The 26,868-nt window shown below is 53.2% G+C and carries 21 protein-coding genes, 1 tRNA gene and 1 pseudogene; 8 read left to right on the plus strand and 15 right to left on the minus strand.

Annotation, left to right across the window (positions count from 1 at the left end):
- The first annotated feature begins 20 nt into the window (after positions 1–20).
- Both GQF03_RS09885 and GQF03_RS09890 read left to right on the plus strand, forming a co-directional pair.
- Positions 21–1,922: a propionyl-CoA synthetase gene (locus GQF03_RS09885; RefSeq protein ID WP_161339100.1), complete on the plus strand. Its 1,902-nt coding sequence runs from the start codon at positions 21–23 to the stop codon at positions 1,920–1,922.
- Positions 1,923–1,938: 16 nt separating this feature from the next.
- Positions 1,939–2,709 (plus strand): SDR family NAD(P)-dependent oxidoreductase, encoded by a 771-nt coding sequence (locus GQF03_RS09890; protein WP_161339101.1) that lies wholly within the window; start codon positions 1,939–1,941, stop codon positions 2,707–2,709.
- Positions 2,710–2,721: 12 nt separating this feature from the next.
- Here the strand turns inward: GQF03_RS09890 and GQF03_RS09895 are convergent, their stop codons facing one another.
- Positions 2,722–3,207 carry a hypothetical protein gene (locus tag GQF03_RS09895; RefSeq protein ID WP_161339102.1) on the minus strand — a complete coding sequence of 162 codons (486 nt, stop codon included), beginning with the start codon at positions 3,205–3,207 and terminating at the stop codon, positions 2,722–2,724.
- A 21-nt stretch (positions 3,208–3,228) separates the two neighbouring features.
- Positions 3,229–3,714 (minus strand): response regulator, encoded by a 486-nt coding sequence (locus GQF03_RS09900; protein WP_161339103.1) that lies wholly within the window; start codon positions 3,712–3,714, stop codon positions 3,229–3,231.
- Positions 3,715–3,880: 166 nt separating this feature from the next.
- Here GQF03_RS09900 and GQF03_RS09905 point away from each other — a divergent pair, with 166 nt between their 5' ends.
- Positions 3,881–4,267 carry a cupin domain-containing protein gene (locus GQF03_RS09905; RefSeq protein ID WP_161339104.1) on the plus strand — a complete coding sequence of 129 codons (387 nt, stop codon included), beginning with the start codon at positions 3,881–3,883 and terminating at the stop codon, positions 4,265–4,267.
- 68 nt (positions 4,268–4,335) lie between these two features.
- Here GQF03_RS09905 and greA read toward each other — a convergent pair whose 3' ends face one another.
- The 3 genes from greA to carA all read right to left on the minus strand — a co-directional run bounded on the left by greA (position 4,336) and on the right by carA (position 9,327).
- Entirely contained in the window at positions 4,336–4,812 is a 477-nt protein-coding gene (gene greA / locus GQF03_RS09910) for a transcription elongation factor GreA (protein ID WP_161339105.1), read from the minus strand.
- A gap of 95 nt (positions 4,813–4,907) precedes the next feature.
- A complete protein-coding gene (gene carB / locus GQF03_RS09915) occupies positions 4,908–8,150 on the minus strand; it encodes a carbamoyl-phosphate synthase large subunit (protein ID WP_161339106.1) in 3,243 nt (1,080 codons plus the stop codon).
- Entirely contained in the window at positions 8,143–9,327 is a 1,185-nt protein-coding gene (carA, locus tag GQF03_RS09920) for a glutamine-hydrolyzing carbamoyl-phosphate synthase small subunit (RefSeq protein WP_161339107.1), read from the minus strand. Before carA ends, carB begins: the two co-directional genes overlap by 8 nt.
- Before the next feature lie 220 nt (positions 9,328–9,547).
- Here carA and GQF03_RS09925 point away from each other — a divergent pair, with 220 nt between their 5' ends.
- The 4 genes from GQF03_RS09925 to GQF03_RS09940 all read left to right on the plus strand — a co-directional run bounded on the left by GQF03_RS09925 (position 9,548) and on the right by GQF03_RS09940 (position 14,314).
- Positions 9,548–10,006 carry a GatB/YqeY domain-containing protein gene (locus GQF03_RS09925; protein ID WP_161339109.1) on the plus strand — a complete coding sequence of 153 codons (459 nt, stop codon included), beginning with the start codon at positions 9,548–9,550 and terminating at the stop codon, positions 10,004–10,006.
- 71 nt (positions 10,007–10,077) lie between these two features.
- On the plus strand, positions 10,078–11,967 hold the full coding sequence (gene dnaG, locus GQF03_RS09930; RefSeq protein ID WP_161339110.1) for a DNA primase: 1,890 nt from the start codon (positions 10,078–10,080) through the stop codon (positions 11,965–11,967).
- A gap of 69 nt (positions 11,968–12,036) precedes the next feature.
- Complete coding sequence (gene rpoD / locus GQF03_RS09935) at positions 12,037–14,109, plus strand: RNA polymerase sigma factor RpoD (protein WP_161339112.1); 2,073 nt, start codon at positions 12,037–12,039, stop codon at positions 14,107–14,109.
- A 128-nt stretch (positions 14,110–14,237) separates the two neighbouring features.
- A tRNA-Ile gene (locus tag GQF03_RS09940) sits at positions 14,238–14,314 on the plus strand.
- Positions 14,315–14,491: 177 nt separating this feature from the next.
- On the opposite strand, the gene GQF03_RS09945 is transcribed toward GQF03_RS09940, so the two are convergent.
- From GQF03_RS09945 to GQF03_RS09975, 7 genes and pseudogenes are all read right to left on the minus strand, one after another.
- Positions 14,492–16,174, minus strand: coding sequence for a recombinase family protein (locus tag GQF03_RS09945; protein ID WP_161339114.1), 1,683 nt, complete (start codon positions 16,172–16,174; stop codon positions 14,492–14,494).
- 9 nt (positions 16,175–16,183) lie between these two features.
- The gene (locus GQF03_RS09950) at positions 16,184–16,597 is read right to left on the minus strand and encodes a DUF2924 domain-containing protein (RefSeq protein WP_161339115.1); all 414 of its coding nucleotides are present in this window, start codon (positions 16,595–16,597) and stop codon (positions 16,184–16,186) included.
- Between the two features lie 4 nt (positions 16,598–16,601).
- Positions 16,602–16,928: a DUF3489 domain-containing protein gene (locus tag GQF03_RS09955; RefSeq protein WP_161339118.1), complete on the minus strand. Its 327-nt coding sequence runs from the start codon at positions 16,926–16,928 to the stop codon at positions 16,602–16,604.
- A gap of 156 nt (positions 16,929–17,084) precedes the next feature.
- Positions 17,085–18,575 (minus strand): phage terminase large subunit, encoded by a 1,491-nt coding sequence (gene terL, locus GQF03_RS09960; protein WP_161339119.1) that lies wholly within the window; start codon positions 18,573–18,575, stop codon positions 17,085–17,087.
- Positions 18,565–18,960, minus strand: a complete 396-nt coding sequence (locus GQF03_RS09965; protein WP_161339120.1) for a DUF5681 domain-containing protein — start codon at positions 18,958–18,960, stop codon at positions 18,565–18,567. The genes terL and GQF03_RS09965 overlap by 11 nt, the downstream gene beginning before the upstream one ends.
- Positions 18,953–20,461 carry a site-specific DNA-methyltransferase gene (locus GQF03_RS09970; protein ID WP_161339122.1) on the minus strand — a complete coding sequence of 503 codons (1,509 nt, stop codon included), beginning with the start codon at positions 20,459–20,461 and terminating at the stop codon, positions 18,953–18,955. Before GQF03_RS09970 ends, GQF03_RS09965 begins: the two co-directional genes overlap by 8 nt.
- Positions 20,462–20,640: 179 nt before the next feature.
- A pseudogene (locus tag GQF03_RS09975) lies at positions 20,641–20,751 on the minus strand (IS6 family transposase); the annotation flags it as partial.
- Between the two features lie 489 nt (positions 20,752–21,240).
- Here GQF03_RS09975 and GQF03_RS09980 point away from each other — a divergent pair.
- Complete coding sequence (locus GQF03_RS09980) at positions 21,241–22,254, plus strand: amidohydrolase family protein (protein ID WP_161339123.1); 1,014 nt, start codon at positions 21,241–21,243, stop codon at positions 22,252–22,254.
- Between the two features lie 8 nt (positions 22,255–22,262).
- On the opposite strand, the gene GQF03_RS09985 is transcribed toward GQF03_RS09980, so the two are convergent.
- The 3 genes from GQF03_RS09985 to GQF03_RS09995 all read right to left on the minus strand — a co-directional run bounded on the left by GQF03_RS09985 (position 22,263) and on the right by GQF03_RS09995 (position 26,836).
- Positions 22,263–24,287 carry an oxidoreductase gene (locus GQF03_RS09985; RefSeq protein WP_161339125.1) on the minus strand — a complete coding sequence of 675 codons (2,025 nt, stop codon included), beginning with the start codon at positions 24,285–24,287 and terminating at the stop codon, positions 22,263–22,265.
- A gap of 131 nt (positions 24,288–24,418) precedes the next feature.
- Positions 24,419–25,189, minus strand: a complete 771-nt coding sequence (locus GQF03_RS09990; protein ID WP_161339127.1) for an enoyl-CoA hydratase-related protein — start codon at positions 25,187–25,189, stop codon at positions 24,419–24,421.
- A gap of 6 nt (positions 25,190–25,195) precedes the next feature.
- Entirely contained in the window at positions 25,196–26,836 is a 1,641-nt protein-coding gene (locus tag GQF03_RS09995) for a class I adenylate-forming enzyme family protein (RefSeq protein WP_161339129.1), read from the minus strand.
- Positions 26,837–26,868: the final 32 nt, after the last annotated feature.

The following is a 26,868-nucleotide window of genomic DNA, read 5'->3' on the forward strand; positions in this document are numbered from 1 at the left end:
ACAAGCCAGGGAGGCGGTCAATGACCAGCTATGAAAAGGATTATCAGCGTTCACTTGAGGACCCGGAGGCATTCTGGGCGAAAGCGGCCGAGGGTATCAGCTGGAACAAGACATGGGATCGCGTGCTGAATGCGGATAATCCGCCCTTCTACCGCTGGTACGAAGGCGCGGAGATGAATACCTGCTTTAACTGTCTGGACCGGCATGTCGAGGATGGCCGCGGCGACCAGAACGCCCTTATCTATGACAGCCCGATGACGGGACAAGTGAAAAGCTACAGCTATCGGGAACTGACCGATATTGTGGCACGCTTCGCCGGTGCCCTTGCCGGTCAGGGTATCAAGAGGGGAGATCGGGTTCTCATTTATATGCCGATGGTGCCGGAAGCCGCCGTTGCCATGCTGGCCTGTGCGCGGATCGGCGCTATTCATTCAGTGGTTTTCGGTGGCTTCGCCCCGAAGGAACTTGCGACGCGTATCGACGATGCCAAACCGGTTGCGATCATTGCGGCGTCCTGCGGATTGGAGCCGGGACGGACGATCGCCTATAAGCCGCTGATCGACGGTGCGATTGATATGTCCGCGCATAAACCGAAAAGCGTTATCATTCTGCAGCGCCCCGAATGTGAGGCGGAGATGACCCCGGGCCGCGATCATGACTGGCGCGAACTGGAGGCGGCGGCCGCCCCCGTTCCCTGCACGCCGGTTTTGGCGACCGACCCGCTATATATTCTGTATACCTCCGGCACGACAGGCGTTCCGAAGGGGGTGGTCCGCGATAACGGCGGTCATGCTGTGGCGCTCCGCTGGTCGATGAAGCATGTCTATAATATCAACCCCGGCGAGGTTTTCTGGGCCGCTTCCGATGTCGGCTGGGTTGTCGGTCATTCCTACATTGTCTATGCGCCTCTCCTGCATGGTTGCACGACGATCATGTTCGAAGGCAAGCCCGTGGGCACGCCGGACGCGGGCACTTTCTGGCGCGTGATCCAGGACCATAAGGTAAAAGCGCTATTCACGGCGCCGACGGCCTTTCGTGCCATCCGCCAGCAGGATCCTGAGGGGGAGTTCATCGCCAAATATGATTTCAGCGATTTTGACACGCTGTTTCTCGCCGGCGAAAGGGCCGACCCGGATACCATTATCTGGGCACAGGATCAGCTGAAAGTCCCGGTTATCGATCATTGGTGGCAAACGGAAACCGGCTGGGCGATTGGCGCGAATTGCATGGGATACGGCATGAAGCCCGTAAAGCTCGGCAGTCCGACGCTGCCGGTTCCGGGCTATGACATCCGCATCATCAATGAAGAGGATGGCAAGACCGAGATGAAGCGCGGCGAAATCGGAGTGATCGCCGTGAAACTGCCGCTTCCGCCGGGCTCGCTTCCGACACTCTGGCAGAACGATGAGGGCTTCTTCAAATCCTATATGGCGGATATTCCCGGTTACTATAAGACCGGGGATGCCGGATATATCGATGAGGATGGCTATCTCTTCATCATGGCGCGGACTGACGATATCATCAATGTCGCTGGGCATCGCCTTTCTACGGGCGGAATGGAAGAAGTCCTGGCGAGCCATCGCGACGTTGCGGAATGCGCAGTGATCGGGATTCAGGACAAGCTGAAGGGCCAGATTCCGATGGGGTTTGTCGTGCTGAACGCCGGCGTCAATCGGCCCGCCGGAGAGATCGAGAAAGAACTCGTCGCGCTGGTGCGCGAGAAAATCGGTCCTGTCGCCGCCTTCAAGATCGCTTTGATCGTGAAGCGGCTCCCGAAAACGCGGTCCGGCAAGATATTGCGCGGGGTCATGCGGAAAATTGCAGATGGGGAAGCCTATAACGCACCGGCGACGATCGATGATCCGGCAATTCTAACGGAAATCACTGAAGTTCTTGCGGCGGCGGGATATCCTGCGAAATAGAGAGTTGGAGGCATCAATGCGGTTGAAAAACAAAGTCGCGATCGTTACAGGAGCGGCGCAGGGCATCGGGTTTAGCGTTGCGGAACTTTTCCTGCGTGAAGGAGCTGTTGTTTACCTTGCAGATGTAAATAGCGATGCAGTCGCCGCCGCGGCGGCGAAGCTTGGCGGTTCGGCTATTGCCAAATCCTGCGATGTCTCCAAAAAAGCAGCCTGCAGTCAACTGGTTGAAGACGTCATGAAAGAGCAGGGGCATCTGGATATTCTGGTCAACAACGCCGGAATTCTTCGCACCGGTGACGTGCTGGAGATTTCGGAAGAGGATTTCGACGCGGTTCTGGGTGTCAATCTCAAGGGGGCATTTCTATTGAGCCAGGCGGCGGGCAAGGTCATGGTCGACCAGGAAACCGGCGGCAGTATCATTAATATGTCGTCGGTCAATGCCCTCCTCACGATCCCCAACATTCTCCCCTACAACGTCTCCAAGGGAGGGTTGAACCAGCTTACAAGAGTGATGGCGGTCGCGCTCGCGCAGAGGGGCGTCCGCGTGAACGGCGTCGGCCCCGGATCGATCGCGACAGAAATGCTGGAAAAGGTAATGGAGGATGACGCGGCCCGTCATGCAATCCTGTCACGTACGCCGATGGGCCGGACGGGTACGCCGGAAGAGATTGCTAGGGTTGCACTCTTCCTTGCTTCGGAAGATAGTTCCTACGTTACCGGGCAGATAATTTATGCCGATGGCGGGCGCCTCGGCCTCAACTATACCTCGCCGGTTCCCGCTGCCTGAGACGGGATTGTCCTAGATCGCTGCCTTGGCGGCGGCGAGGGCGCTCAGGATCGGCTCCGCCTTGGGATCGCTGTCATTCTTGATGCGGTTGGCGGTGACATAGCTCAAAAGGTCGAGATGTACGCGGATAAGCGGCAGGTTAAGGGATGCCGTCTCGATCTCCTTGTGGGTGAGACCGCAGATGCCTGCCCCGATCGTTCCCATGATAGGATAGTCGAAGGACCCGCCCAAACCCTTGAGGTCATGACCGTGGCGGAACAGGTCGGCCTGGGCCGTTTCGTCGCCCGCACCCGTCTCCAGCTGGCCCAGCGACTTTTCTATCGCGTCAATCATGGGCGGAATGCTCGAAAGGAAATCCTCGGTCAGCGCCGACATTTTCTTCGCCATCCGCTTTTCGATTTCCGCAAGCGACAAACCGCCCTTGGTGGTCACCTTGCTTTGCAGTTTCTGGACGGGGTGATGGATTTCATATCCGTCCATTTCGACTATTTTCGTCATTTTCTGCCCTCTTGCGGTAAGTTATTTCCGCCGTTCCATGCCTTCATAGCCGCGCATCGCGCGCCGCCGATCCGGTCCGATATAAGTTGATGCCTTGATAAAAGGGCGCGGATTTTCGACCATCCAGACCATGCGGTCATGCAAGGACCCGACGGAAACGGGTTTTGCGAGGAACTCGGTTGCGCCAGCGTCGCGCGCAGCCAGCACGTCCTTGATATTGGTCTGGCCGGAAAGAACAAGGATCGGCGTATAGCGATCGACGCCATGTTCTCCCTGGCGAATGCGGCGGATCAATTCCAGGCCATTTTCGGGATTTAAGGAAAGGTCGGTGATGATGAGATCCGGCGGCTCCTCACGCATTTCCTCGAAGCAACTTTCCGCGTCGAAACAGCCTCGCGAATTGACAATATTCATTGCCAACAACAGATTCTTGATGAGCGCATGCATGTTCTTGTTGTCGTCAACAAAAATGATATCCAGATTCCTGAAATTGTAGTAATTCGACATCCAACCAACTTTTAACTCTGTATTTCGCTCTAACTGTTTATATTTATAAAAAATTAGCCATAATTTCCTAACATTTCATAAAGCTGCGCTTAGAAAATGGCTGTTATTGGATGAAAAGCCGGACAAATGCCGCACCATTGGGAACTTAATGTAACAGGAGGGAAATTTGCCGAAAGCGATTGACATAGAAGCCGCCTTGAAAGGGCTGGCGCGGCTCAGAAACCGCGGTCCCGAGACCGCGCCGGAGGATGAAGAACCTGCGTTTGCAACACTTGAAAAATTTGGAAATGGCGCGGTTTTCACCGGAAGCTTTGACGGCAGCAGCCCTTGGGAGCGGCATCGGGGCGGCGATGAACTCGTCCATATTTTGAAGGGCGAGACGCAATTAACGATCCTGTCCGGAGAGTCGGAGGATATTCTGACGTTAAAAGCCGGAATGCTGACGGTCGTGCCGCAAGGGTGCTGGCATCGTTTTCAGGCGCCGAATGGCGTCACAGTCCTGACGGTGACACCGCAGCCGACGGACCATTCGACCGCGAGAGATCCGCGTTAAATCCTCACCTAGGACCATAAAAAAGCCCTTGAGCGGAAGCACAAGGGCTTTTTCAGCGAATAACAACGTCAACCCGAATAGCTGACTTCAATCACTTCATAGGCTTTGGATCCGCCGGGTGTCATCACCTCGATGCTGTCTCCCTGTTCCTTGCCGATCAGCGCACGGGCCAGCGGTGCGGTAATCGACAGGCGGCCTTCCTCAATATTGCTTTCGTCCTCGCCGACGATCTGATAGCTCGTTTCCTCGTCGGTGTCTTCGTCGGCAAGCAGAATGGTCGCGCCGAACTTGATCTGGCGGCCGGAAATAGAGGCCACATCTATGACTTCCGCCCGCCCGAGTTTGTCCTGCAGTTCCGCAATGCGGCCCTCGATGTGAGACTGCTGCTCTTTCGCGGCATGATATTCGGCATTCTCCGAAAGATCCCCATGCTCACGCGCGGTCGCAATCGCCTGGATCACCGCCGGGCGAGCCGTCGATTTCAATTCTTTCAGTTCTTTTTCCAGCCGCGCATAGCCCGCGGCCGTCATTGGTAGTCTTTCCATTTGAAATCTCGATTACGTCGTTTTGCAAAAATTACGTTTTTCGCCACTCGCAAAAGTCGCCTTGACTATAGTCTCATGGGTAGCTTGTCAAGAAATTAAGAATAGGATTGAAGGGATTTGACTTCAAGGGTCCCCGTCATAATTTTCTCAATTGCCTGCACCGTCGCATAGGCGCCGGCGACTGTCGTCGAGTAGGGCGTTTTCATGACCAGAGCGGTATGACGGATATCATAACTGTCACGCAGCGCCTGGGCACCTTCGGTCGTATTGAAGACCAACGCGATGTCACCGTTTTTCATGGTATCGACGATGTTCGGCCGACCTTCCATGACCTTGTTGACCCGGGTGACCGCAAGGCCCTGGTCGCTAAGATATTTAGCCGTTCCCCCCGTCGATACAACCTTGAATCCAAGGTCGATCAGCTTGGCGACCGCATCCTTGATCGGTTCCTTGTCGAGATCTTTCACAGAAACGAAGACCGTTCCCGAGGTTGGCAGTTTTACGCCCGCGGCAATCTGGGATTTGAGAAAGGCGGCACCGAAATTGGTATCGATTCCCATAACCTCGCCAGTCGACCGCATTTCCGGACCCAGAACAACATCGACGCCAGGAAAGCGAGAAAACGGGAAAACGGCTTCCTTGACCGTCACATGGTTGAGCGTGCGGTATTCTAGGTTGAAGGAGGCTAGGCTTTCCCCGGCCATGACACGCGCAGCAATCTTCGCGATGGGATAATTAATGCTCTTGGCGACGAACGGAACGGTCCGGCTCGCCCGCGGGTTAACCTCGAGGATATAAATCACACCGCCTTTTACCGCGAACTGTACATTCATCAGCCCGACGACGTTGAGCGCTAGCGCGAGGGCCTCCGTTTGCCGTTTGATCTCGTCAATAATGTCGGCCGGCAGGGTATGGGGCGGCAGGGAGCAGGCGCTGTCGCCTGAATGGATGCCTGCCTCCTCAATATGCTCCATAATCCCGGCGACGAAGACGGTTTTGCCATCGCAAAGGCAATCGACGTCGACTTCGATGGCGTTCTGTAGATAGCCGTCGACCAGAACCGGATTATCGCCGGAGACAATTACCGCTTCGCGCATATAGCGATCGAGCGAGTCTCCATCGCGCACAATTTCCATCCCGCGACCACCCAGAACATAAGACGGCCGGACAACGACCGGATATCCGATCCTTTCGGCAATATCGAATGCTTCGCTGACGGAACGCGCAATCCCGTTCTCAGGCTGTTTGAGGTCGAGTTTGTGTAGAAGCTGCTGAAATCTCTCCCGGTCTTCGGCAAGGTCGATCGCGTCCGGCGAGGTGCCCAGAATGGGAACGCCGGCCGCTTCCAGCCCTGCCGCCAGCTTAAGCGGTGTCTGGCCGCCGAACTGGACGATGACCCCATGGAGCGTGCCCTTGGACTGTTCCTTGCGGATGATCGCGAGGGTATCCTCGACCGTCAGCGGTTCGAAATACAATCGGTCCGAGGTGTCATAGTCTGTGGAAACCGTCTCCGGGTTGCAGTTGACCATGATGGTCTCATAACCCGCTTCGGAAAGTGCATAAGCGGCGTGAACGCAGCAATAATCAAACTCGATGCCTTGGCCGATCCGGTTGGGGCCGCCGCCGAGAATAACGATCTTCCGGGCGTCTGTCGGTTCCGCCTCGCACATCGCCTCATCCCATTCATTGCCTTCATAGGTCGAATACATGTAAGGCGTCTGCGAGGGAAACTCCCCGGCGCAGGTGTCGATGCGTTTGTAAACCGGCTCAATTCCGAACTTCTTGCGCGCTGCCAGCACATGCTCTTCGCGGGTGTCGGCGAGATCGGCCAGGCGACGGTCGCTAAACCCCATGGATTTAAGTGCAAGAAGACCCCCTTTGGTCGTCGGGATGCCGCCTGTGCGCACGGCGGTCTCCATCTCGACGATGGATTCGATCTGGGCGAGGAACCAGGGCTCGTACTTGCTGGCGGTCTGAATTTCCTCAAGGGTGAGGCCTTCCCGAAATGCCTGCGCGATGTTCAGCAGGCGCTCAGGTGTCGGCTGCGCAAGGATCGCCTGAATACGCTGCTTGTCGACATGCTGCTCGCCATGGCCGCTGAAATTCTGTTCATTGAGCCCGGACAGTCCCGTTTCTAGGGAACGCAGGGCTTTTTGCAAGCTTTCGGCAAAAGTCCGTCCAATGGCCATGGCCTCGCCGACGGATTTCATTGCCGTGCCGAGCTTGGCCTCGGCGCCCGGGAATTTTTCAAAGGTGAAGCGCGGAATCTTGGTTACGACATAGTCGATCGTCGGCTCGAAAGAGGCCGGCGTGACGCCGGTAATATCATTGTCCAGCTCGTCCAGCGTATATCCGACTGCAAGCTTTGCTGCGATTTTTGCGATGGGGAAACCCGTCGCCTTGGACGCCAGCGCGCTGGAGCGGGAAACGCGGGGGTTCATCTCAATAATGATGAGGCGACCGTTCTCCGGATTGACGGCAAATTGCACGTTTGATCCGCCGGTTTCTACCCCGATTTCCCGCAGCACGGCAATCGAGGCATTCCGCATGATCTGGTATTCTTTATCGGTGAGAGTCAGCGCCGGGGCAACCGTGATGGAATCCCCCGTATGCACGCCCATCGGATCGACATTCTCAATGGAGCAGATGATTATGCAGTTGTCCGCCTTGTCGCGGATCACCTCCATCTCATATTCCTTCCAGCCGACAATGCTCTCTTCGACCAGCACTTCGGTAGTGGGGGAGGCATCGAGACCTCCGGTGACAATTTCCTCAAACTCTTCGCGGTTATAGGCGATCCCGCCGCCTGTTCCGCCCAGGGTGAAAGACGGGCGGATAATGCAGGGAAGCTTGACCTCTTCCAATACTTTCCAGGCTTCCTCGAGGGTATGCGCAACGGCGCTCGCCGGCATATCAAGCCCGATTTTCAGCATCGCCGTGCGGAACTGGTCGCGGTCCTCCGCCTTCGCGATGGCTTCCCGGTTGGCGCCGATAAGCTGCACACCGTGGCGGTCGAGTGCACCGCTTTCGGCGAGTGCGAGCGCGGTGTTTAGCGCCGTCTGCCCGCCCATGGTTGGGAGGATGGCATCCGGCCGTTCCTTCTCGATGATCTTCTCGACAATTTCCGGAGTGATCGGTTCCACATAAGTGGCGTCGGCGAGGCCCGGATCGGTCATGATCGTCGCCGGGTTGGAGTTCACCAGGATAACGCGATAGCCTTCTTCCTTCAAGGCCTTACAGGCCTGGGTGCCGGAATAGTCGAACTCGCAGGCCTGGCCGATAATGATGGGCCCGGCGCCGATGATCATGATGGAATGGATATCGGTACGTTTAGGCATTTTTTCTATCGACCAGATCTATGAACCGTTTGAAAAGATAGTAGCTGTCCTGCGGGCCCGGGCTCGCCTCGGGATGATACTGCACCGAGAAGACCGGCTTGCCGTCGATTTCAAGTCCCTCGACAACACCATCGAAAAGGGACTTGTGAGTTTCCGTGACCCCGTCGGGCAGGCTTTCACGGGTGACAACGAAACCATGATTTTGCGAGGTGATCTCGACCTTCCCGGTCGTCAGATCCTTGACCGGCTGATTGGCGCCGCGATGCCCCTGATGCATTTTCTTGGTTTTCGCGCCAACCGCGAGCGCCAGCATCTGGTGACCGAGGCAAATTCCGAACGTCGGTATGCTGCTGTCGACACATTGCTGGATCACCGGCACAGCATACTCACCAGTCGCCGCCGGATCCCCGGGGCCGTTGGCAAGGAAGATCCCGTCTGGTTTAAATGCCATGATGTCATCGAAGGTGGCGGTTGCCGGCACGACGGTTACGCGGCAGCCGAGCTCCGCCAGGCAGCGGAGTATATTGCGCTTGACCCCGTAATCGACGGCGACGATATGGCGCGCCGGCGCGGTTTGTTCGCCGTAGCCCGAACCCATGGCCCAGCGGGTTTCCGTCCATTCGTAAGGTTCCTTGCAGGAAACTTCTTTGGCAAGGTCCATACCTTCCAGGCCGGGCCAGCTCGCGGCTTTCTCCGTGAGGGCGGGAATGTCAAACTTGCCGTCCTTGCTATGGGCGATCACGCCGTTGGGGGCGCCGGACTTGCGGATGAAATGGGTCAGGCGCCGCGTATCGACGCCGGCGATGCCGATCAGGCCCCGGGATTTCAGCCAGTCGTCAAGCGGCCCGACCGCCCGCCAGTTGGCCGGGTCGGTAATGCTGGCCCGGATAATGAGGCCGGCTGCGGCGATGCCGGTCGTCTCAATATCCTCGTCATTGAACCCGACATTGCCGATATGGGGAAAGGTAAAGGTGATGAGCTGTCCGGCGAAGGACGGGTCGGTCAGGCTCTCCTGATAGCCGGTCATCGAGGTGTTGAAGCAGACTTCCCCGACGGTTTCACCCACGGCCCCAATGCCGAACCCGTGAAAAACGGTACCATCGCCCAGCACAAGAACCGCTGTCGCCGTCCGGTTGCTGTTCAGATCGACCGCGTCATCTTTGTTTGCATAAGACATGATAATAGGGACCCTCTTGCGGTAGTTCCGCTGAGCCGAATTTCCTCTGGCCTGGTAGCTGAATATTGCGCAGCAACATAAGCAGTTTGCGCAGGCGCGTCAAGTTTTTCCACGCAAAAAAAACCCTTTAAAATCAACTGGTTAGAAAGAATTATTGGTTTGCTATCAGGCGCGGTTTCAGCTAGTATTGCGCCTTTCTCCACAATAGATTCGGTTATTTATGTTACGAAACGAAATAAAAGAGTCACTAAAAGAGGCAATGAAATCAAAGGATAAGCGGCGTATATCAACGCTTCGTCTGATCATTGCGACCCTGCAGGACCGGGATCTTGCGGCCCGCGACAAAGGCGCCGAAGGGGGAATCACGGATGACGAGATTCTGCAGATGCTGACAACCATGGTGCGGCAGCGCAAAGACTCCATAGCCGCTTATGAAAAAGGCGGGCGGGTTGATCTTGCCGCCTCTGAACAGGAGGAAATTGATATCATATCCGACTATCTCCCGAAGCAGTTTGACGAGGCGGAAACGCGCGCAGCCGTGGAGGAGGTTATCGCCGAAATCGAGGCGAAGGGTTTGAAGGATATGGGACGGACAATGGCGGAATTGAAAAATCGCTTCGCCGGACAAATGGATTTTTCAAAAGCGAGCGCTATTGTAAAGGACATGCTTGGCGCATGAGCCGGGCGGACGCGGGCCCGAAAGCCTGTAAAATAAAATTAACCGGTTAAATAGCAGGATTAGACGTAAGAATGGCCTTTCCAACGCAATTCATGGAAGAGCTTAAAGCCCGCGTCAGCCTTGTTGATTTGATCGGTCGCCGGACGAAACTTGTCCGTAAAGGGCGGGAATATTCCGGCCTTTGTCCATTCCATAATGAGAAAACACCGTCTTTCACCGTCAGCGAGGAGAAGGGGTTCTATCATTGCTTCGGATGCGGCGCGAATGGTGATCTGATCGAATTTGTGAAACAGACGGAAGGCGTCGGTTTTCCTGAGGCCGTCGAACGGTTGGCGGCCATTGCCGGATTGCAGATGCCGGTTCAGCGGCCCGAGGAGAAAGCCCGCCAGCAGCGAGCGGCGACTTTGCATGACGCCATGGAACTTGCGGCAAAATGGTTTACGGCGCAATTGGCGGGGCAGGCAGGCGGCGGTGCGCGGCAATATCTGGCCCGCCGTCAGGTATCCGAGGGAGCAATTTCGTCCTTTCGCCTTGGATATGCGCCCAACAGCCGGAGCGCTCTCAAAGAAGCGCTGCTGGCCCGTGGTGTGACGGAGGCGACGCTGATCGAAGGCGGTCTTGTCATCCAGCCCGATGACGGACGGGAAACATATGACCGTTTCCGCGAACGCCTCATGTTCCCGATTTCCGATCGTCGCGGCCGCGTGATCGCCTTTGGCGGCCGGGCGCTCGGCGATGCTCCGGCAAAATATCTTAACTCACCCGAAACCCCGCTCTTTCACAAGGGGCATGTCCTCTACAATATGGCGACCGCCCGACAGAAGGCGTTTGAGATTGGCAGTATCATCGTTGCGGAAGGATATATGGACGTCATTGCCTTGAGCGACGCAGGATTTTCGCAGTCCGTTGCGCCGCTTGGAACCGCCATTACAGAGGACCAGTTGCAGATCCTCTGGCAAATGGCGGCGGAGCCGATCATGTGCCTTGATGGTGACGCCGCCGGATGGCGGGCGGCGCTGCGGGCGTCGGAGCGGGCGCTGCCGTTATTGCGGCCGGGATATTCGCTCCGTTTTGCGCTTTTACCCGAAGGAGTTGATCCGGACGACCTGATCCGGAAAGACGGACCCGGCGCGATGAAGGAGATCCTGGATAACGCGCTGCCGCTTTCTGAAATCCTCTGGCGCAAAGAGACGGAGGGGCGGCCCGTCGATACGCCCGAACGCAAAGCGGCGCTAGAAAAGGCGCTCTACGGTCTTTGCGATGCCATCGGTGATCCGGCGGTGCAGAACCATTATCGCAACTTTTTCAAGGAGCGGCTCTGGCAGTCTTTCAGACCTAAACGGCAAATGCCTGAGCGACGAGGCGGTGCGACCTCGGGCAGCAATCGATTCGGTCGATTCGCGAATCAGTCAGGTGATTCGCGATTTCCGGTGTCCGGATCACTTCGCGGGCCGTCGACGCCGGATGGCGGCAGGCGGGAGGAATTAATCCTGCTAACTGTCGTAAACCACCCGAAAATAATAGAAAATCACTTTGAAACGCTGGCGTCGCTGCAGCTTTCCAGCCCCCAGCTTGACAGATTGCGGCGGGCGATAATAGATATTGCAACAGTCGAATCATCCCTTGACTATGCGGGCTTGGCTCACCATCTAGCTAAGCGTAAATTGTCTGAACAGGTAAAGGGGTTGCACGGAGCGACGACCAGGTCTTTGGATTGGTTCGCTGATCCCGAAGCGGCCTATGAAGATGCGCTGAACGCCTGGCTGCATATTGTGGCTCGCCACAAACTGGAGGCACTGCAGAAAGAACTCGAAATGGCGGAGCGTCAATTGGGGGAAAATGCGACGGCGGAAAATCTGGATAGATTGAAGTTGGCGAAGAAGGCGCTGGAGGATGCCTCCGGCAATGAAGCTAATCTGGATGGATTTGGAATGGCGTCCGGGCGCAGCAAGAATGTTTAGGAGAATCAGGATCTGGCCAGAACCGCGATGCGGGTTCCAGTGGCGGATACTTTTCAGGAGTTAAAATTTATGGCGACAAAAAGTGCGGAAGCCGTCGATACGTCAGACCAGAGCGATGAAAGCCCGGATAGCCCGCTGATTGATGCGTCCCAGGCTGCCGTCAAGAAGATGCTCGCGAAGGCGAAGGACAAGGGATATGTGACGTTCGACGAGCTGAACGCGGTTTTGCCGCAGGACCAGATGTCCTCGGAGCAAATCGAAGATACCATGTCGCTGCTGTCCGAGATGGGCATCAATGTCGTTGAAAATGACGAGGAGGGGGGCGATGAGGCCTCCCCGAGTTCGGATGACGACGACAGCAATGACGACGACGATGTCGATGAGAAAGCCAGCCGGGAGGTTGTGGAAAAACCTGCCTCGACCGCGGGGGATCGCACGGATGATCCGGTCCGTATGTATCTTCGCGAGATGGGCACCGTGGAGTTGCTCTCGCGCGAAGGCGAAATCGCCATCGCCAAGCGGATCGAAGCCGGCCGCGGCAAGCTGATCGGCGCCATTTGCGAGAGCCCGCTGACAATCCGTGCCATTTTGAACTGGCGTGAATTGATGCTCCAGGAAAGGCTGCTGCTTCGCGATGTTATCGATCTCGACGCCACATATGGCGCTGGCGCCGCCGCCGAAAAAGCGTTGCAGGAAGGCTTCAGCGAAGATAGCGAGGACGACGAATTGCCGGCCGCTGGTCTTAGCGACGACGAGGAAGACGACGATTCCGATTCCGATGCGGAAGAGGGCAAGGACGATGACGAGGACGGTGAAGAGGGTAGTAGCCGTGAAGACGATGCCGAAGAAGACGATGATGATGTGGAAGAAAACACCATGTCGCTCGCGGCGCTTGAGGAAACGCTGAAGCCGGAGGTTTTTGAGCGGTTTGACGAGATCGCCAAAACATACAAGAAGCTCCATAAACTCCAGGAAGCGAGGCTTACGGCGGCGCTGGAAAACGAATCCGTTTCGAGTGCCCAGGAAAAGAAATATGAAAAGCTGAAACTCGAGCTGGTCAAGCTGATGGATGATGTCCATCTCACCAATAACCGGATCGAGGCGCTGGTCGATCAGCTCTATGGTATCAACCGCCGGCTGATGAGCCTGGAAGGCAAGCTTCTTCGTCTTGCGGAACGGCACAAGGTCTCTCGTGCGAGCTTCCTCGAAAATTATTTCGGCAATGAGCTTGATCCGGGCTGGGTTGACAAGATGGGTACCCTGAAAGCCAAAGGCTGGAAGGATTTCATCGCCAACGAAACCGACGGCATCGGCGAAATCCGCAGCGAAATTATCAAAATCTCCTCTGAATTCGGCATGCCAATGAACGAATTCCGCCGCATCGTCAGCACCGTACAGCAGGGTGAGCGCGAAGCGAGCCGGGCGAAGAAAGAGATGGTGGAAGCCAACCTCCGCCTCGTGATTTCCATCGCCAAGAAATATACCAACCGCGGTTTGCAGTTCCTCGACCTCATCCAGGAAGGCAATATTGGCCTGATGAAGGCGGTGGACAAGTTCGAATATCGCCGGGGGTATAAATTCTCCACCTACGCCACCTGGTGGATCCGGCAGGCGATCACGCGGTCAATCGCCGACCAGGCTCGAACCATCCGTATTCCGGTGCATATGATTGAGACGATCAACAAGCTGGTGCGGACCTCGCGCCAGATGCTCCACGAAATCGGCCGCGAACCGACGCCGGAGGAACTGGCAGTGAAGCTCGGTATGCCGCTTGAAAAAGTGCGCAAGGTGATGAAGATCGCCAAGGAGCCGATCAGCCTCGAAACACCGATTGGCGACGAGGAAGATAGTCACCTCGGTGATTTCATCCAGGATGAGAACGCGGTTCAGCCGCTCGATGCGGCAATCCAGTCGAACCTGCGGGAAACAACGACCCGGGTTCTGGCCTCGCTCACCCCGCGTGAAGAAAGAGTACTGCGCATGCGCTTTGGCATCGGGATGAACACGGACCATACGCTTGAGGAAGTGGGGCAACAATTCTCGGTGACGCGGGAACGTATCCGCCAGATTGAGGCAAAGGCGCTCCGCAAGCTCAAGCATCCGAGCCGCTCGCGCAAGCTCCGCAGTTTCCTCGATACCTGATCAGGCGCGCCTGCGTGCCGATAAAATTGGCGAAAATGTCATTTCGCCAATTGCGTCCCTATTGTGAACAGGCTAAATAGTCACGGATAGCCGATTGTCACGTCAGGTATTATGACGGATCGAAATTCGGGCCTGTAGCTCAGCTGGTTAGAGCCGTCCGCTCATAACGGACTGGTCGTAGGTTCAAGTCCTACCGGGCCCACCACTAACACTGAGGCGAACCTGGCTCCAGTCCAGGTTCGCCCCTGAACCCCGCAGAACCGGGGCCTTCGGGGTTATCCAGTGATGGCAGAGACTCTCTGTTAAAGGCTTCTTCCTTATAATTTCCCATTCGTCTCTGTCGCCCTGTTTCAGGGTCCAGTTCATGGGATATTACGATGGACTATTGATGGAAACCGAGGCGCTTTTGTTGCTCATTCCAGTCGGATGGGAGGGAACTTGTTCTTTTGAGGGATTTAACGTTCAACGTCTCCGGCTGACGACCGTTAAGAATATCCTCAATGATGGCGGGCGCCAGAAAGGCGAGGGGAAGGACCCGGGTTATCTCCGTATCAAAGACCATTTCCCGTTCGGCAATTTCCTTCACTGATCCGGCTTCCCCTGACGCCAACTGATCAAACCAGTGTCTCGCTTGTGCGATCAAGCGGCAGAGATCTGGGTCGGGCTGTCGAACACGCGAGTGTCCGGCAATTGCCAGCTTTGCCTCAATTCCCTTGCGTTGCAAGGTAATGGCATGGTTCAGAGAAATAATATCATTGTGCTCATTATTGGTGACGGTCTCTTCCATCGTTAACAATCTGGCCAGTGCCTTTCGGCTTAGATCAATTGTGATGGTGTCGGCGGACAGGCCAACTCTGTGTATGAGTGCTTGCAAGATGGCCTGCTGATGCCCGGTATCGTCATCAACCAACTTGCCGGCCAATTCATCCGCCTCGACTTTTAATCTTTGCAACAGGGATGGAGCGGGGTTGGCAAGTTGGAGAAAATCCATCAGCCTTTGCTGGTCGTGCAGCAGATCCCGAACAGGATGGATAACCGTCGCCTCCAATGTTCGGGCCGATAACCGCCATCCACCTGCTTCCGGTTCCGCATTCTGCGCCAACTGTTTCGAGATATAGTAGCGATAGCGCTTGCCGTTTTTGCTGGCCTGGGCCTGATATAGCGGTTCTCCCGCTTCGTCGAAGACCAGCCCCGTCAGCAGAAACGGTGCTTTCACATTTGTCGGCGAAGACCGCTCCCGGCGATTGCCGCTCATCATCTGCTGAACCTGGTCCCAGACCTCCTGGTCAACGATGGCTTTATGCATCCCCGGAAAGGTTTCTCCTTTATGTGGGATCAATCCTATGTAAAGCGGATTGGAGAGCAGCCGATACAGGTTACCCCGCAAGAAGGGCTTGCCGCCTGTAACAGATCCATCCTTTCGGATAATTTTCTTGGTAACAATGCCGAGACGGTCTGCCTCTGCTTTTAAAAGCCGGACCGTCCCGAGCTCGACATAGAGATCGAACAATAATCTTACTGTTGCGGCTTCCTCCTTATTGATCACCAGCTTGCGATCCTCAACATCGTAACCTAGGGGCAGATTGCCGCCCATCCATATGCCTTTCTTCTTGGAGGCCGCGATCTTGTCTCGGATCCGCTCGGCGGTGACCTCCCGTTCAAACTGGGCAAAGGAGAGAAGCACATTCAATGTCAGCCGACCCATGGAGGAGGTGGTATTGAATGCCTGCGTCACCGAGACAAAAGACACGTCCTGTTTATCCAGCCTCTCAATGATCTTGGAGAAGTCAGCGAGGGACCGGGTGAGGCGATCCACCTTATAGACGACGATAATATCAACCTCGTGCCGCTCAACAGCCGCCAGCAGTTTTGTAAGGGCAGGGCGATCCATGGTACCGCCGGAGAAGCCCCCATCGTCATAGTCTGTGGTTAGAGGTTTCCAGCCCTCATGGCGCTGGCTCTTGATATAGGCTTCACAGGCCTCACGCTGGGCTTGTAGGGAATTAAAATCCTGCTCCAGACCATCCTCGGTCGATTTACGGGTATAGATGGCGCAACGCTGCATGACGGAGCCTCACAGGCCGAAGAACCGAGGTCCGGACCAGCGGGCCCCGGTAATGGTTCGGGCAACCTCTGAAAGAGAACCAAAAGATTTTCCCTCATAAAGGAAGCCGTCACTTCGGACATCGACCATATGCGTCCGACCCCGCCATTCCCGAACCAGCCTGGTTCCAGGCATTGGCTTTGCAGTCGCTGTTGGTGTTTCAATGGCCGGACTTGTCTTATGAGGCGCAGGAACATATCGCCCAAGCTGGCGAAGGGTTGATTTCCGAAGCCCGCCATATTCCTTTGCCTGACGGTTGTAATGAATGGCATAGCGAAGAAGCCGGGTGCTCAGTCCCTTGGGCGGAGGTCCGCTGTAAGCTTCGATCCAGGCGTCAATAAGGTTATCCCGGGAAAGTTGGCATTCAGAGGAGATATTCGCCATACCGTCATCCCTCAACCGCTTTATATAAGGTCTTTCCCGAAGCCGTCCGGGTGAGATTAATCCGGATCCCATTTTTGCGCAGTCCCGAAAGTCCCGCCCGGATACTATGGGCCTGCCATCCGGTTGCCTTCTGCAGGTCCTGCATGCGGGCGCCGTTGGAGCGCCTGATAAGCTTCAGGATGATATCGGGCTTTTTAGGGGTGGGCATTGACTGCTTCAGTGTGCGGGACGAGGATGCCTGTTTGCCAACAGGTTTGGCTGAAGTGGCGTTAGTCTTAGCGGCTTTTTCCTTAGCTGGGATTAGATCTGATTGTGATGATGTCGCTGTCATATTGACCTCCGTGATATTGCTCCGGCCCGATGCCGGAGCTTGCACTGAGGAAGGCCTGCCTCGAATTGGGTCGAAGGTCAGGCATACGGTGAGGCGGGATAAAAAAGAGCGTCACTGCACAATGACAGTGACGCTCTGTTCGCTCCGGAAGTCCAGTCAAAAAAGATTATCGAAAACACCCATTCCCGTGCGCGCAAAGTAATTGTCTTGGTAGGTTATTTCATGGCTGCCGCCTGTGAATTTGTGCACGGTAATGGCAAGTTTAGGAATTTGGGATTCCTTTGCCCAAAGCAGAAACTGGGTCATTGAGTCAACCTGATCCGCATACTTGCTTCCGGGGAAGCTGAATATTTCATGCTCAAAGGTCTGGAGCCATTCCGCCTTCTCTGGCAGGAATACCTTGCCTGCCTCGACAATAGGTGTCGCCATCTTGGCGCGGCTTTCTTTGTCTCCTGTCGGCTTTATCGGAATTGCCGGTACGTTCGTATGTTGCAGATTTTGATAGACCTGAATACCGCTTGAGGCATGCTCTACAAGCACGGCATTCGCCTTATGGATATGCGCCAGCTCAACTATCGTTTTCAGCAGTTCCGGATATTCGAGCTTAAATCTTTGGCAGTCCAGCAGGAAATATCTTCCGCCACGGATACCCCAAGACGTGCAGCAGGAATAGGCGTTGTTTGGTCCAGTTCCAGCCGCGGTATCCCAACTGTCAACGATACTGTCGAACTTTTCCAAATATATGACATCGGTATATAGCCGAAGCCATTTTTTCTTGAATAAAGTACCACCTGGGGGTGCGGGGTTCTGTTGATACTGAGCTTCAAAATCATAAATGCCGGCTTCTTTCCTGATGCCTTCAAGTATCTCGAGGCTTTCCCGCTCTGCATGCAGTGGTTCTCCGGGCTCGCGCTCATAGCATTCATCGTCGCCAATTGGATAGCTTGTACATTCCGTCTCAATCGCCGGAATATCGAGATAGCACCATTCTTTTTCATTTATTTCCCGAAGATGGCCGATGAGATCATCGCAATGTACGCGTTGGGAGATGATGATAATCCGGCCCGTATTCTTGTTGTTTAACCGGCTGAAAGCTGTGTGGTGATACCAGTCATTTACTTTCTTCCGCTCTGCCTCCGACATGGCTTCATTTGGTTTGATCGGATCATCGATAATCAAATAGTCGCAGCCAAACCCGGTGAGTGTCCCACCAACCGACGTCGTATAAATGCCTCCGCCTTCGGTCATAAAAATGCTTTTTTCTGTATTCTTCAGCTTGCTGATCTTGAGCTTTGGAAATAGCTTGTTGATAAAGGGATCTTCCAGAAGCTTGCGTCTCTTCGCGGAGAAATCAGCGGCAAGCCCGTCCGAGTAGCTTACGCAGATGATCTTGGCCGTTGGATCATTTCCCAAAATCCAGATCGGGAGGGCAATTGATGCGCAAAAGGATTTCAAATATCTCGGGCCAACGGCAATCATCAATCTCTTCGTATCTCGCGTAACACAGCATTCCAAATAATAGGCCATGCAGTCAATATGCCAGTTTTCCAGACATTTCTTGCCCTCAAAAAGCTCAAACAACTTGAGGCAAAAGCCTTTGAAGACAGTTCTGTATAGAGCGTTGACGGCCTGAATATTATTCTTCATCGGATTTCTCCATAAATTTAGTTCTTGAAATAATTTTTGCGGTAAATGCGTCTAAAACGGCTTTATCGGTCGCCGTCAGTTCCTGTTCTTCTGTAATTTCCCCCTCATCAGTCAAAAGTTTTATCGTCATGGTTAGTAAGGTGTTTGCGGCGCGCGGATCGCCCTGCACAGCCTTAACCGCAAGGCTTTTGAGCACCGCCCTTTGCTTCGAGATCTTTTTCGGCTTGCCGCCTTCCTTGATGGTGATCATTTCGCCAAGCTCCTCCATCAGGTCTGTCTTGAGGTTCTTCGCCCCCTTCGGGCGGCCTTTCTTGTTGCCGGACTGACCTGGCTTGAACTGGTGCTTTTTGGGTGGCTTTTTATAGCCGATATCGTCGTCACTCATGGCTTTGTCCTCCTTCCGGCACATAGGTTGAAGGGGGCGGTAAAAGCTTGAGGCCTGACCGACCCTGATCCCGTATCTGATCGAAGGTCAGTCCCAGTTCGGCATGGATCGCCTGTTGTCCGGTAAAATCCTGCCAGCGCTTGACCGCTACGTCCACATAGCGGGGGTCGAGTTCCATACCTCTGCCCTTGCGACCGGTTTTTTCCGCGGCCATGATCAGGGTGCCGCTTCCGAGGAACGGATCGAGGATTGCGTCTCCCGGCGCCGAGCTATCCAGAATTGCATCGGCGATCATGGCGACGGGTTTGACCGTCGGGTGCAGGTCGAGATTTTCCTGGCGGTCCGGTCCGAAACTGTTCGTTCCGGTATACTCCCAGACGTTTGTCCGGTTGCGACCGTACTTTCCCAATTGAATATTGTTGAGATGCATTGCTGTCCCATTTTTGCAGACGAGAACGAGTTCATGGCGGGACCGGTAGAAGGACCCCATCCCCCCATTGTTTTTTACCCAGATGCAGAGATTCAGCTGTTCGTGATAGAGATGTTCACAAACAGCCTGCAGCTGCGGCAAATGCCGCCAGTCCATAAATATGTAATGAACTGAGCCATCCTGGCTGAACTTGGTAAGATTAATGATTGCGTCGATCAAGAATTCGGTGAATTCTTTATCTGACATTTCGCCGGACGCCATTATGAATTCTTCATGATCGCGTTTCTCCGAAACCCTTATGTGGCCCTTCACTTTCACATTGTAGGGAGGGTCTGCTATCACCTGCCGGGCAAATTCGCCGTCCAATAGACGGTCATAGCAGGCCTCATTCAGGGCATCTCCGCAGAGCACCCTGTGGCCACCAAGAAGCCAAAGGTCGCCGAGCCGGGAAACAGGAGGGTTTTTTAGATCGGGATGCGGAATCTCATCATCTTGCGTATTGTCAGCGGAATGCTGCAGCGTTTCAAAAGTGAAATCAATCTCCGGAATGTCAAATCCGGTTATCTCCAAATCGATGCCAACCTCCAGGAGATCCGCAAATTCAATAGCAAGACGCTGATGATCCCACGAAGCCTCTTCGGATAAGCGATTGTCTGCGAGACGAAAGGCCTTGACCTGTGCTGCTGTCAAGTGATCTGCGAATATGACCGGCAGCTTCTTTATGCCAAGTTCCAGGGCGGCGAGCACCCTTGCGTGTCCCGCAATGACCGTGCCGTTCGTATCAACCAGGACAGGGAGAATAAACCCGAATTCAGTGATACTGACTTTCAGTTTCCTGATCAGGCTTTTTGGGTGCTTTCGCGGGTTATTTTTGTATATTTTCAGCTGATCAATCGGTACGCGCTCCATCCTGATAGAGACGTGCGGATTGTCTTCAGCTTTTTGGTTGTGGGATTTTTCAGCCGCAAGGTAATGTGCCTGTTGTTTGTTTTTACGCTTTGCCATCTTCTGTTCCTTTCGTCTACATAACGAACTTGCAGACGAAGGAACCGGAGGGCCTGACGTCAGCAAGTAAACCTGCTTCCGTCTTCTCGATCAACGCCCTCCTTGGCTCACGAGAAAACTACTTAATGTAATAAATATAGTGCTCCAGGAACGCTGTCAACACAAGATATGCGAAAAAGCAATTCGTTTACTGTGCAATGCGTTCTTGTTTTCATTCTATCAAGTATTCGTGCTTAACTCACTTATCGTTCGGCCAAAAGATCTTCAATATCTCGGTAGCTAAGAGTAAACCGAGCATAGAACCAGACCGCATGCTGAATTATTTGAGATGGAAAACGATGCCGGGAATAAGAGATCTTTTGCCTCGAAGAAAACTAAACCAAGGTCGAATTCCTTTCCACGAAGCTAATGTGATGGGATGGACGCCTCCTGTTGATGAAGTTCTGCAACTTCCATTATGGCGCAAACAATGCCGGAACAGGAGGCGTCCATCCCATCACATTAACTCAAAACTCGCCCGATTTAGTCATATTGAAGGAATTGGGAACCTCCTAAATCGTTGAAATACAACGACCCGCATTTTAGGAGGCGTCCATAGATGACAATACCATCATCACTGCTAAGCGAATGATCTCGGGTGAAGTTTTGAAATAACGAAATAGATTCTTCATTGGCCGATCGTAAATCCAGCTTCAACACGGCTCAAGTGATTTTTCTCTGACAAAGCCCTGATTTGATGTCATTAGACATTTAAATTGGTCAAACCGGCAATGGCACATCTCCAGAAACGTTGCGATGATCATATAAAGTCTAATTCATTGCCAATAAATCGGAGGTATACAACATTGGCGCGAAATCCAACTGATCGTCCGGAGTGGTTTGCACAAGTACAGGAAGATGTGATTGAACCTGAGATGCCAATTCTGGATCCGCATTTCCATTTTTTTACGGGACGCGGGCATGAGTTTCTGGCGCAGAATTTTCTGGATTACGTAGATCAAGGCCACAAGATTGTTGGTGCGATCCACGTCGAAGCCAACGCTGATTTTTTTGCTGGCGGCGGCGCTTGCGGGGAAATGAGATTTGCCATCAATCAAGGTGCCATAATGCGTAAGCTCCAGCAGGGACGGGAAACGATTTGTGATCCTACATCCGGTGTGGTCGGTTATACCGATCTGCGGGGAGGGGAGGTGGAGGCGGAATTGGAGGTACTTCAGGAGGCCGCTGAGAACAGACTGTGTGCCATCAGAAATTCAGCCGCGTGGGACGAGGACGAAAAGGTGCCAAATGGCCACACCAAGCCACCGCAAGGGTTGTTGATTGATCCTAATTTCCAAAAGGGAATCCGCCAATTGGCCCAAAAAAATCTATGCTTTGATTCATTTTGCTACTTTACGCAAATTCCGGAACTGATCGCACTTGCACAGGCAGTGCCCGAGGCAAAAATCGTTTGTGAACATTTAGGAGGAATTGTTGGTGTAGGACGTTACCAAGACCAACAAAAGGCGTATTTTGATCAGTGGCGTGCTAATATCTCGGAACTGGCGACATGCGAAAATGTAGTCATAAAATTAGGTGCCGTGGCGATGTCACTTAGTGGTTTCGGTTGGCACAAACAGGGCAAACCACTTGGGTCAAATGAATATGCCGATTTTTATTCTCCCTGGTTTCTCCATGCCATAGAGGCATTCGGGCCGGAACGCTGCATGTTCGAGAGCAATTTTCCTGTCGATGGTGTATCGATTTCGTACGGCGTTTTATGGAATGCTTTCAAGCGCATCGCTGGTTCTTTCTCAGTCGACGAGAAGGCATTCCTCTTCCATAAAACCGCCGCCACGACCTATCGGTTGGACATTTAGCATTCTCGCTAGAATGGGAGTGCCTCCAGAGCCTTGCCGGAGGGCGCCGCGCGAATTGTGAAGTCGCGCATCACTCTATATGCTTCATGTACGGCGTCCCCAATTCTGCGAACATCAGAGGCATCACCGATCGTCACGCATTCGATCCCGGCGGCCTGCACTTCCTCAAAAGAAGAGGAGTTCGGCAACCGTCCGACCGCCAAAAGAACCTGCCCAGCATTCCAAATAACTTCTTTTCCCTCACGTTGCATGCGGACGATGCCGGGTTCAATGGAACGCAATTCGGCTCCCAGTTCAATTCGGATATTCTTATAGGCCTTTATCGTTTCCACAAACTGTTCGCGGTATATTCTGAGGTTATTGGATCGCGACAGGGCACCCTCGTCACTGGATCTTGTCGCCAGCACGACATCATATCCTCGATCCGCTGCATATTTAGCCGCCTCACACCCGACTTCACCAGCGCCGTATATTATGATCGGGTTTTGCCCGATTTCCTCGGCCCTGCTGAGGACGTCATACGCTGACTTGACAAATGGCAAGTCCAATCCAGAGACATTTTCCAGTTTTCGGTCGACGCCCCCTGTCGCCACAACTACCAAACGAGGAGAACGTTCAACCAAGTGCGAAGCCTCGACGTTAAAATTCAGCTGCACATCGACATCGGAAGTTTCGAGCTTTTGAAGAAGATAGTCTCGGTACCAATGAAATTTTTCTTTTTTCGGAGCCGCAGCAGATGCCACCAATCCAGGCGCCAGATTGCCGGTGCGTTCGAAGAGTGTTACATTATATCCGGCTTGGTCCAACATTAGCGCAGCTGCGATGCCCCCAGGGCCGGAACCGACGACAAGGGCACGCTCACTATTGCCGACATAAACTGGATAGGTCTCGGTTTCGTGACCCGTTCGTGGGTTTTCCGCGCATCCAACAGGAGTATGGCCAGTCCCAATCTGCGCGACACACCAGTTGCAGGATGTACAAGGCCGAATTTCATTCGCTTGGCCCACTCGTGCCTTGTTTGGCCATTCCGGGTCCGCCAAGAGCGCCCTACCCAGTGCAATAAAATCGGCTGAACCGTCCTTTAGCGCCTGTTCAGCGATCTGGGGACGTCTTATTACTCCAACTGTAATAACAGGTTTGTCTATAACCTGGCGTACTGCCCGTGCCAAGGGGATGCGCCAACCCTCGGGCATCCATGCAGGCTCTACGTTCCGGTCAATACGCTCATGACATCCGGTCGATACATGTATAGCATCCACTCCGGCCTCTACGAGTCTTTTGGCTGTATCTTTTGCCTCTTCGATCTTAGTTCCATCCTCGACAAATTCATCTGCGGACAACCGGAAAATAAGGGCTTTGTCTGCCAAGTTTTTTCGAACGGCAGAAACGATCATTAATGGAAAGCGCTGGCGATTTTCGAGTGATCCTCCAAATTCATCCTCCCGCTTGTTTGATGCAGCGGACAGAAAATTAGCAGGTAAATAACCGTGCGCACCGTGAATTTCAACAGAATCATAGCCGGCCTCAACTGCACGTCGCGCGGCGTGGCCATACATCTCGGTAACTCTCAGAATGTCGTCGCGGTCCATTTGACGCGGCATCTTGCGATACATCGGACACGGAATAGGCGAGGCAGAGATAGGCTGGAGACCATTAGTAAATTTAGGATGCGTTTGTCTGCCTGCGTGAAATAATTGTACGCAAGCCTTGCTACCTGCTTTATGGATACTCTTTACTAAACTGCGATGGCTATCGATCAAACTATCGTCATCAATCCCGAGAGAAGGATCTCCTCCTCGTCCAATGGGTCGATCGATACAGGTGTATTCAACGATGACCATGCCCACCCCACCCGCCGCGCGTGCGACGTAATATTCACGCATAAGGTCGGAGACGGCCCCGTCTTTCGCGGCCAGATTTGACTCCATCGGCGCCATAAATACTCTGTTCCGCAATTCCAGATTTCTAATTTTTCCGGCCTGAAAAAGATGCGGGTAATAAATACTATCGGACTTTTCTCGAACTGAGGCCATAGCTACATCCTATCCTTGGAAATACGAATAACTACTTTATGGTTTGCTTCACAGTATTCCATGACAGAATATGACAATTGAATTGCCAAATTAACCAGGGTCAAAGGTAATGCCATAGTCTGGTCAGTGACTTATTTTGCTTTTTTAAAAAACTGAGAAATTCTGGCACATGCTTCACGGGTTTCCCATGAATCTGCAGAAATTTGCGCTACGTCTTCTATCGCATCATCCAGGTTTCTGTCGGCCACCGTCTCGATCATTTTTTTGGTTATGCTCATAGCATCTGATGCTGCAGCTAAATGACCATCAATCACCGTTGCCAATGCGTTCTTAAGTGATTGCTCGTTAGCGCAAATTTGATCAATTAAACCGATCCGTTGTGCTTCTTCACCATCAAATGTGGCGCCGGATAACATTACTCTGCGGGCATTTACTGCACCTATCCTGCGCACGATATAGGGAAAGAAAGTTGCGGGCACCAATCCCAGCCTGGTTTCCGAAAATCCAAATTTAAAGTCGGGTAAGGCAAATGTTATATCACATACGGATATCAATCCCACGCCGGCACCAAAGGCAGGCCCGTTGATTGATCCAATTAATGGCTTGGATAAAGAATACAATGATCGGTAAAGGCCGCCAAGAACCCGGCTTCGTTCCATTCTCTGTTCACGATTTTCAACAATGGCGTCCTTGAAACTATTCAGATCCCCCCCAGAGCAGAAGCTTTTGCCGGTTGCCGTCAGAATAACCAATCGGATTTCGGGGTTCTCGTTCATCTGTTGAACTGCATGCTGCAATTCAGACATCATGATGTCGCCAAGCGCATTGTGCTTTTCGGGACGCATCAGGGTCAGCGTATAAACACCTTGTTCGTCCAATGAGGTATCGATTGCCTGGTACATCAGGGATTATGCCTGTACATTCGAAGATAATCGGGTAGCGGCATCTTGCCGCAAGTCCACTTTCCGAATCTTTCCCGATGCCGTCATTGGGTATTCATCGACAAATACAATATGTTTCGGAATCTTGTAACTCGCCAATTTGTTACGGCAGAATTCAATAATATTTTCTTTTGTTATCGAACTGTTATCTTTCTTCTGGATATACGCTATCGGGACTTCACCCAACCTCGGGTCATATACCCCAACCACACTAATTTGCTGTATACCATCCAGACCGAGAATATACCCTTCGACTTCCATGGGGTCGACGTTTTCTCCGCCGACCTTCAGCATGTCTTTAAGTCTACCGACGAAACGCAGGTGCCCGTCTTCCCGGAAATATCCCAGATCACCTGACTTCAACCAGCCATCCTCTGTAAATGTTTCTTTCGTTTCCTTGGGCTTATTGTAATACCCTCTGGTGACCGTGAGCCCCCTGATTTGGATCTCTCCTTCAACACCTGCCGGCAGCGGCTCGTTCGTTTGTGGATCAGCAACCCTGACTTCGGATGTCATCGCTGGCGTGGCGGATGCTTCGAAACGTTGTTCCTCCGTATCGTCGAGTGCGCTAATACAGGCGCCAGTCCATATCTCCGTCATGCCAAATCCTGTCAGGCTTTTCCATGTAGGGAAAACATCCTTGGCTTTTCTCGCGACAGGTGTAACATTCGAAGGGCCAGCAGGCAACCAGCCAAACCTGAGCGAGTCGGTACGTCGCGGTTTTTTCTGCTGTGCATCTATCAACATCTTAATTTGGATGTCGAACCCGTGCATTATCGTCACTTTTTCGCGTTCTATCAAATCCAGCGCTTCATCGGGGATAAAATTTTCTGTCAGCACCTGCATCGATCCGGTCAGCATTGACATCAATGATCCTTCGGATAGTCCAAATGCATGGAATAGTGGCATATAGTTTATAATCACATCCTTCGATGTAATATTCAGGCGATATGCACGTTCTTCCATCGCACGGATAATATTATGCGAATGCATAACGCCTTTCGGAAAACCCGTTGATCCGGAAGTATACAGGATAATGGTCACATCGTCGGGATCGACATGCTCACTACGTTCTTTAAGCTCGCTTTCGTTAATAGATTTTCCGGCTTCCTTGGCATCGCGCCACAGAATAGTTCCCGAGTGTTTCGTATCGCTGAGTATGACAATCTTTTTTAAACTTGGAAAATCGGGGTCCGTGATATCTGTGCCATTGTCAGGTATTTTGACGGCTTCTTTGAGGAGAGCAAGATAATCGATTGGCCCGGAAACATCGTGCGTAATAAGTAGCTTGCTGTCTGACTGCCGCAAAACATAATCGATATCATGTGACCGAAAGCGAGTATTCAGGGGAACAATGATGGCGCCTATCTTTGATATTGCGTATTGCAAGAATAGCCAATCTGGGCTGTTATTCAGCCAAACAGCAACATGGTCACCTTGCTGGATTCCGAGGCTCATTAATGCGCGCGCCGCACTATCCACATGATCAGCCATTTCAGCAAATGTGTATTTTCTGCCATTGAAAGACAGCCCTGTTTTGCCGCCCATTTGTCGGGCAAGGTCGTCTACCAAATTACCGATACATTTCTTAGGGTACCATTCAGTCATTGTGCCCTCCCACACTTCATTTTCTTAATATT

Origin of the sequence: Sneathiella chungangensis, assembly GCF_009882935.1 — a bacterium.
In the GTDB taxonomy this organism is placed as follows: domain Bacteria; phylum Pseudomonadota; class Alphaproteobacteria; order Sneathiellales; family Sneathiellaceae; genus Sneathiella; species Sneathiella chungangensis.

Excerpts from the sequence above, each read along its gene's own strand:
- GQF03_RS09985 (WP_161339125.1), bottom strand. The coding sequence starts at position 24,287 with ATGGCCTCAGTTCGAGAAAAGTCCGATAGTATTTATTACCCGCATCTT.
- GQF03_RS09990 (WP_161339127.1), bottom strand. The coding sequence starts at position 25,189 with ATGTACCAGGCAATCGATACCTCATTGGACGAACAAGGTGTTTATACG.
- GQF03_RS09995 (WP_161339129.1), bottom strand. The coding sequence starts at position 26,836 with ATGACTGAATGGTACCCTAAGAAATGTATCGGTAATTTGGTAGACGAC.
- GQF03_RS09895 (WP_161339102.1), bottom strand. The coding sequence starts at position 3,207 with ATGACGAAAATAGTCGAAATGGACGGATATGAAATCCATCACCCCGTC.
- GQF03_RS09925 (WP_161339109.1), top strand. The coding sequence starts at position 9,548 with ATGTTACGAAACGAAATAAAAGAGTCACTAAAAGAGGCAATGAAATCA.
- GQF03_RS09965 (WP_161339120.1), bottom strand. The coding sequence starts at position 18,960 with ATGAGTGACGACGATATCGGCTATAAAAAGCCACCCAAAAAGCACCAG.
- greA (WP_161339105.1), bottom strand. The coding sequence starts at position 4,812 with ATGGAAAGACTACCAATGACGGCCGCGGGCTATGCGCGGCTGGAAAAA.
- dnaG (WP_161339110.1), top strand. The coding sequence starts at position 10,078 with ATGGCCTTTCCAACGCAATTCATGGAAGAGCTTAAAGCCCGCGTCAGC.
- rpoD (WP_161339112.1), top strand. The coding sequence starts at position 12,037 with ATGGCGACAAAAAGTGCGGAAGCCGTCGATACGTCAGACCAGAGCGAT.
- GQF03_RS09890 (WP_161339101.1), top strand. The coding sequence starts at position 1,939 with ATGCGGTTGAAAAACAAAGTCGCGATCGTTACAGGAGCGGCGCAGGGC.
- GQF03_RS09945 (WP_161339114.1), bottom strand. The coding sequence starts at position 16,174 with ATGCAGCGTTGCGCCATCTATACCCGTAAATCGACCGAGGATGGTCTG.
- carB (WP_161339106.1), bottom strand. The coding sequence starts at position 8,150 with ATGCCTAAACGTACCGATATCCATTCCATCATGATCATCGGCGCCGGG.
- GQF03_RS09900 (WP_161339103.1), bottom strand. The coding sequence starts at position 3,714 with ATGTCGAATTACTACAATTTCAGGAATCTGGATATCATTTTTGTTGAC.
- terL (WP_161339119.1), bottom strand. The coding sequence starts at position 18,575 with ATGAAGAATAATATTCAGGCCGTCAACGCTCTATACAGAACTGTCTTC.
- GQF03_RS09955 (WP_161339118.1), bottom strand. The coding sequence starts at position 16,928 with ATGACAGCGACATCATCACAATCAGATCTAATCCCAGCTAAGGAAAAA.
- GQF03_RS09885 (WP_161339100.1), top strand. The coding sequence starts at position 21 with ATGACCAGCTATGAAAAGGATTATCAGCGTTCACTTGAGGACCCGGAG.
- GQF03_RS09950 (WP_161339115.1), bottom strand. The coding sequence starts at position 16,597 with ATGGCGAATATCTCCTCTGAATGCCAACTTTCCCGGGATAACCTTATT.
- carA (WP_161339107.1), bottom strand. The coding sequence starts at position 9,327 with ATGTCTTATGCAAACAAAGATGACGCGGTCGATCTGAACAGCAACCGG.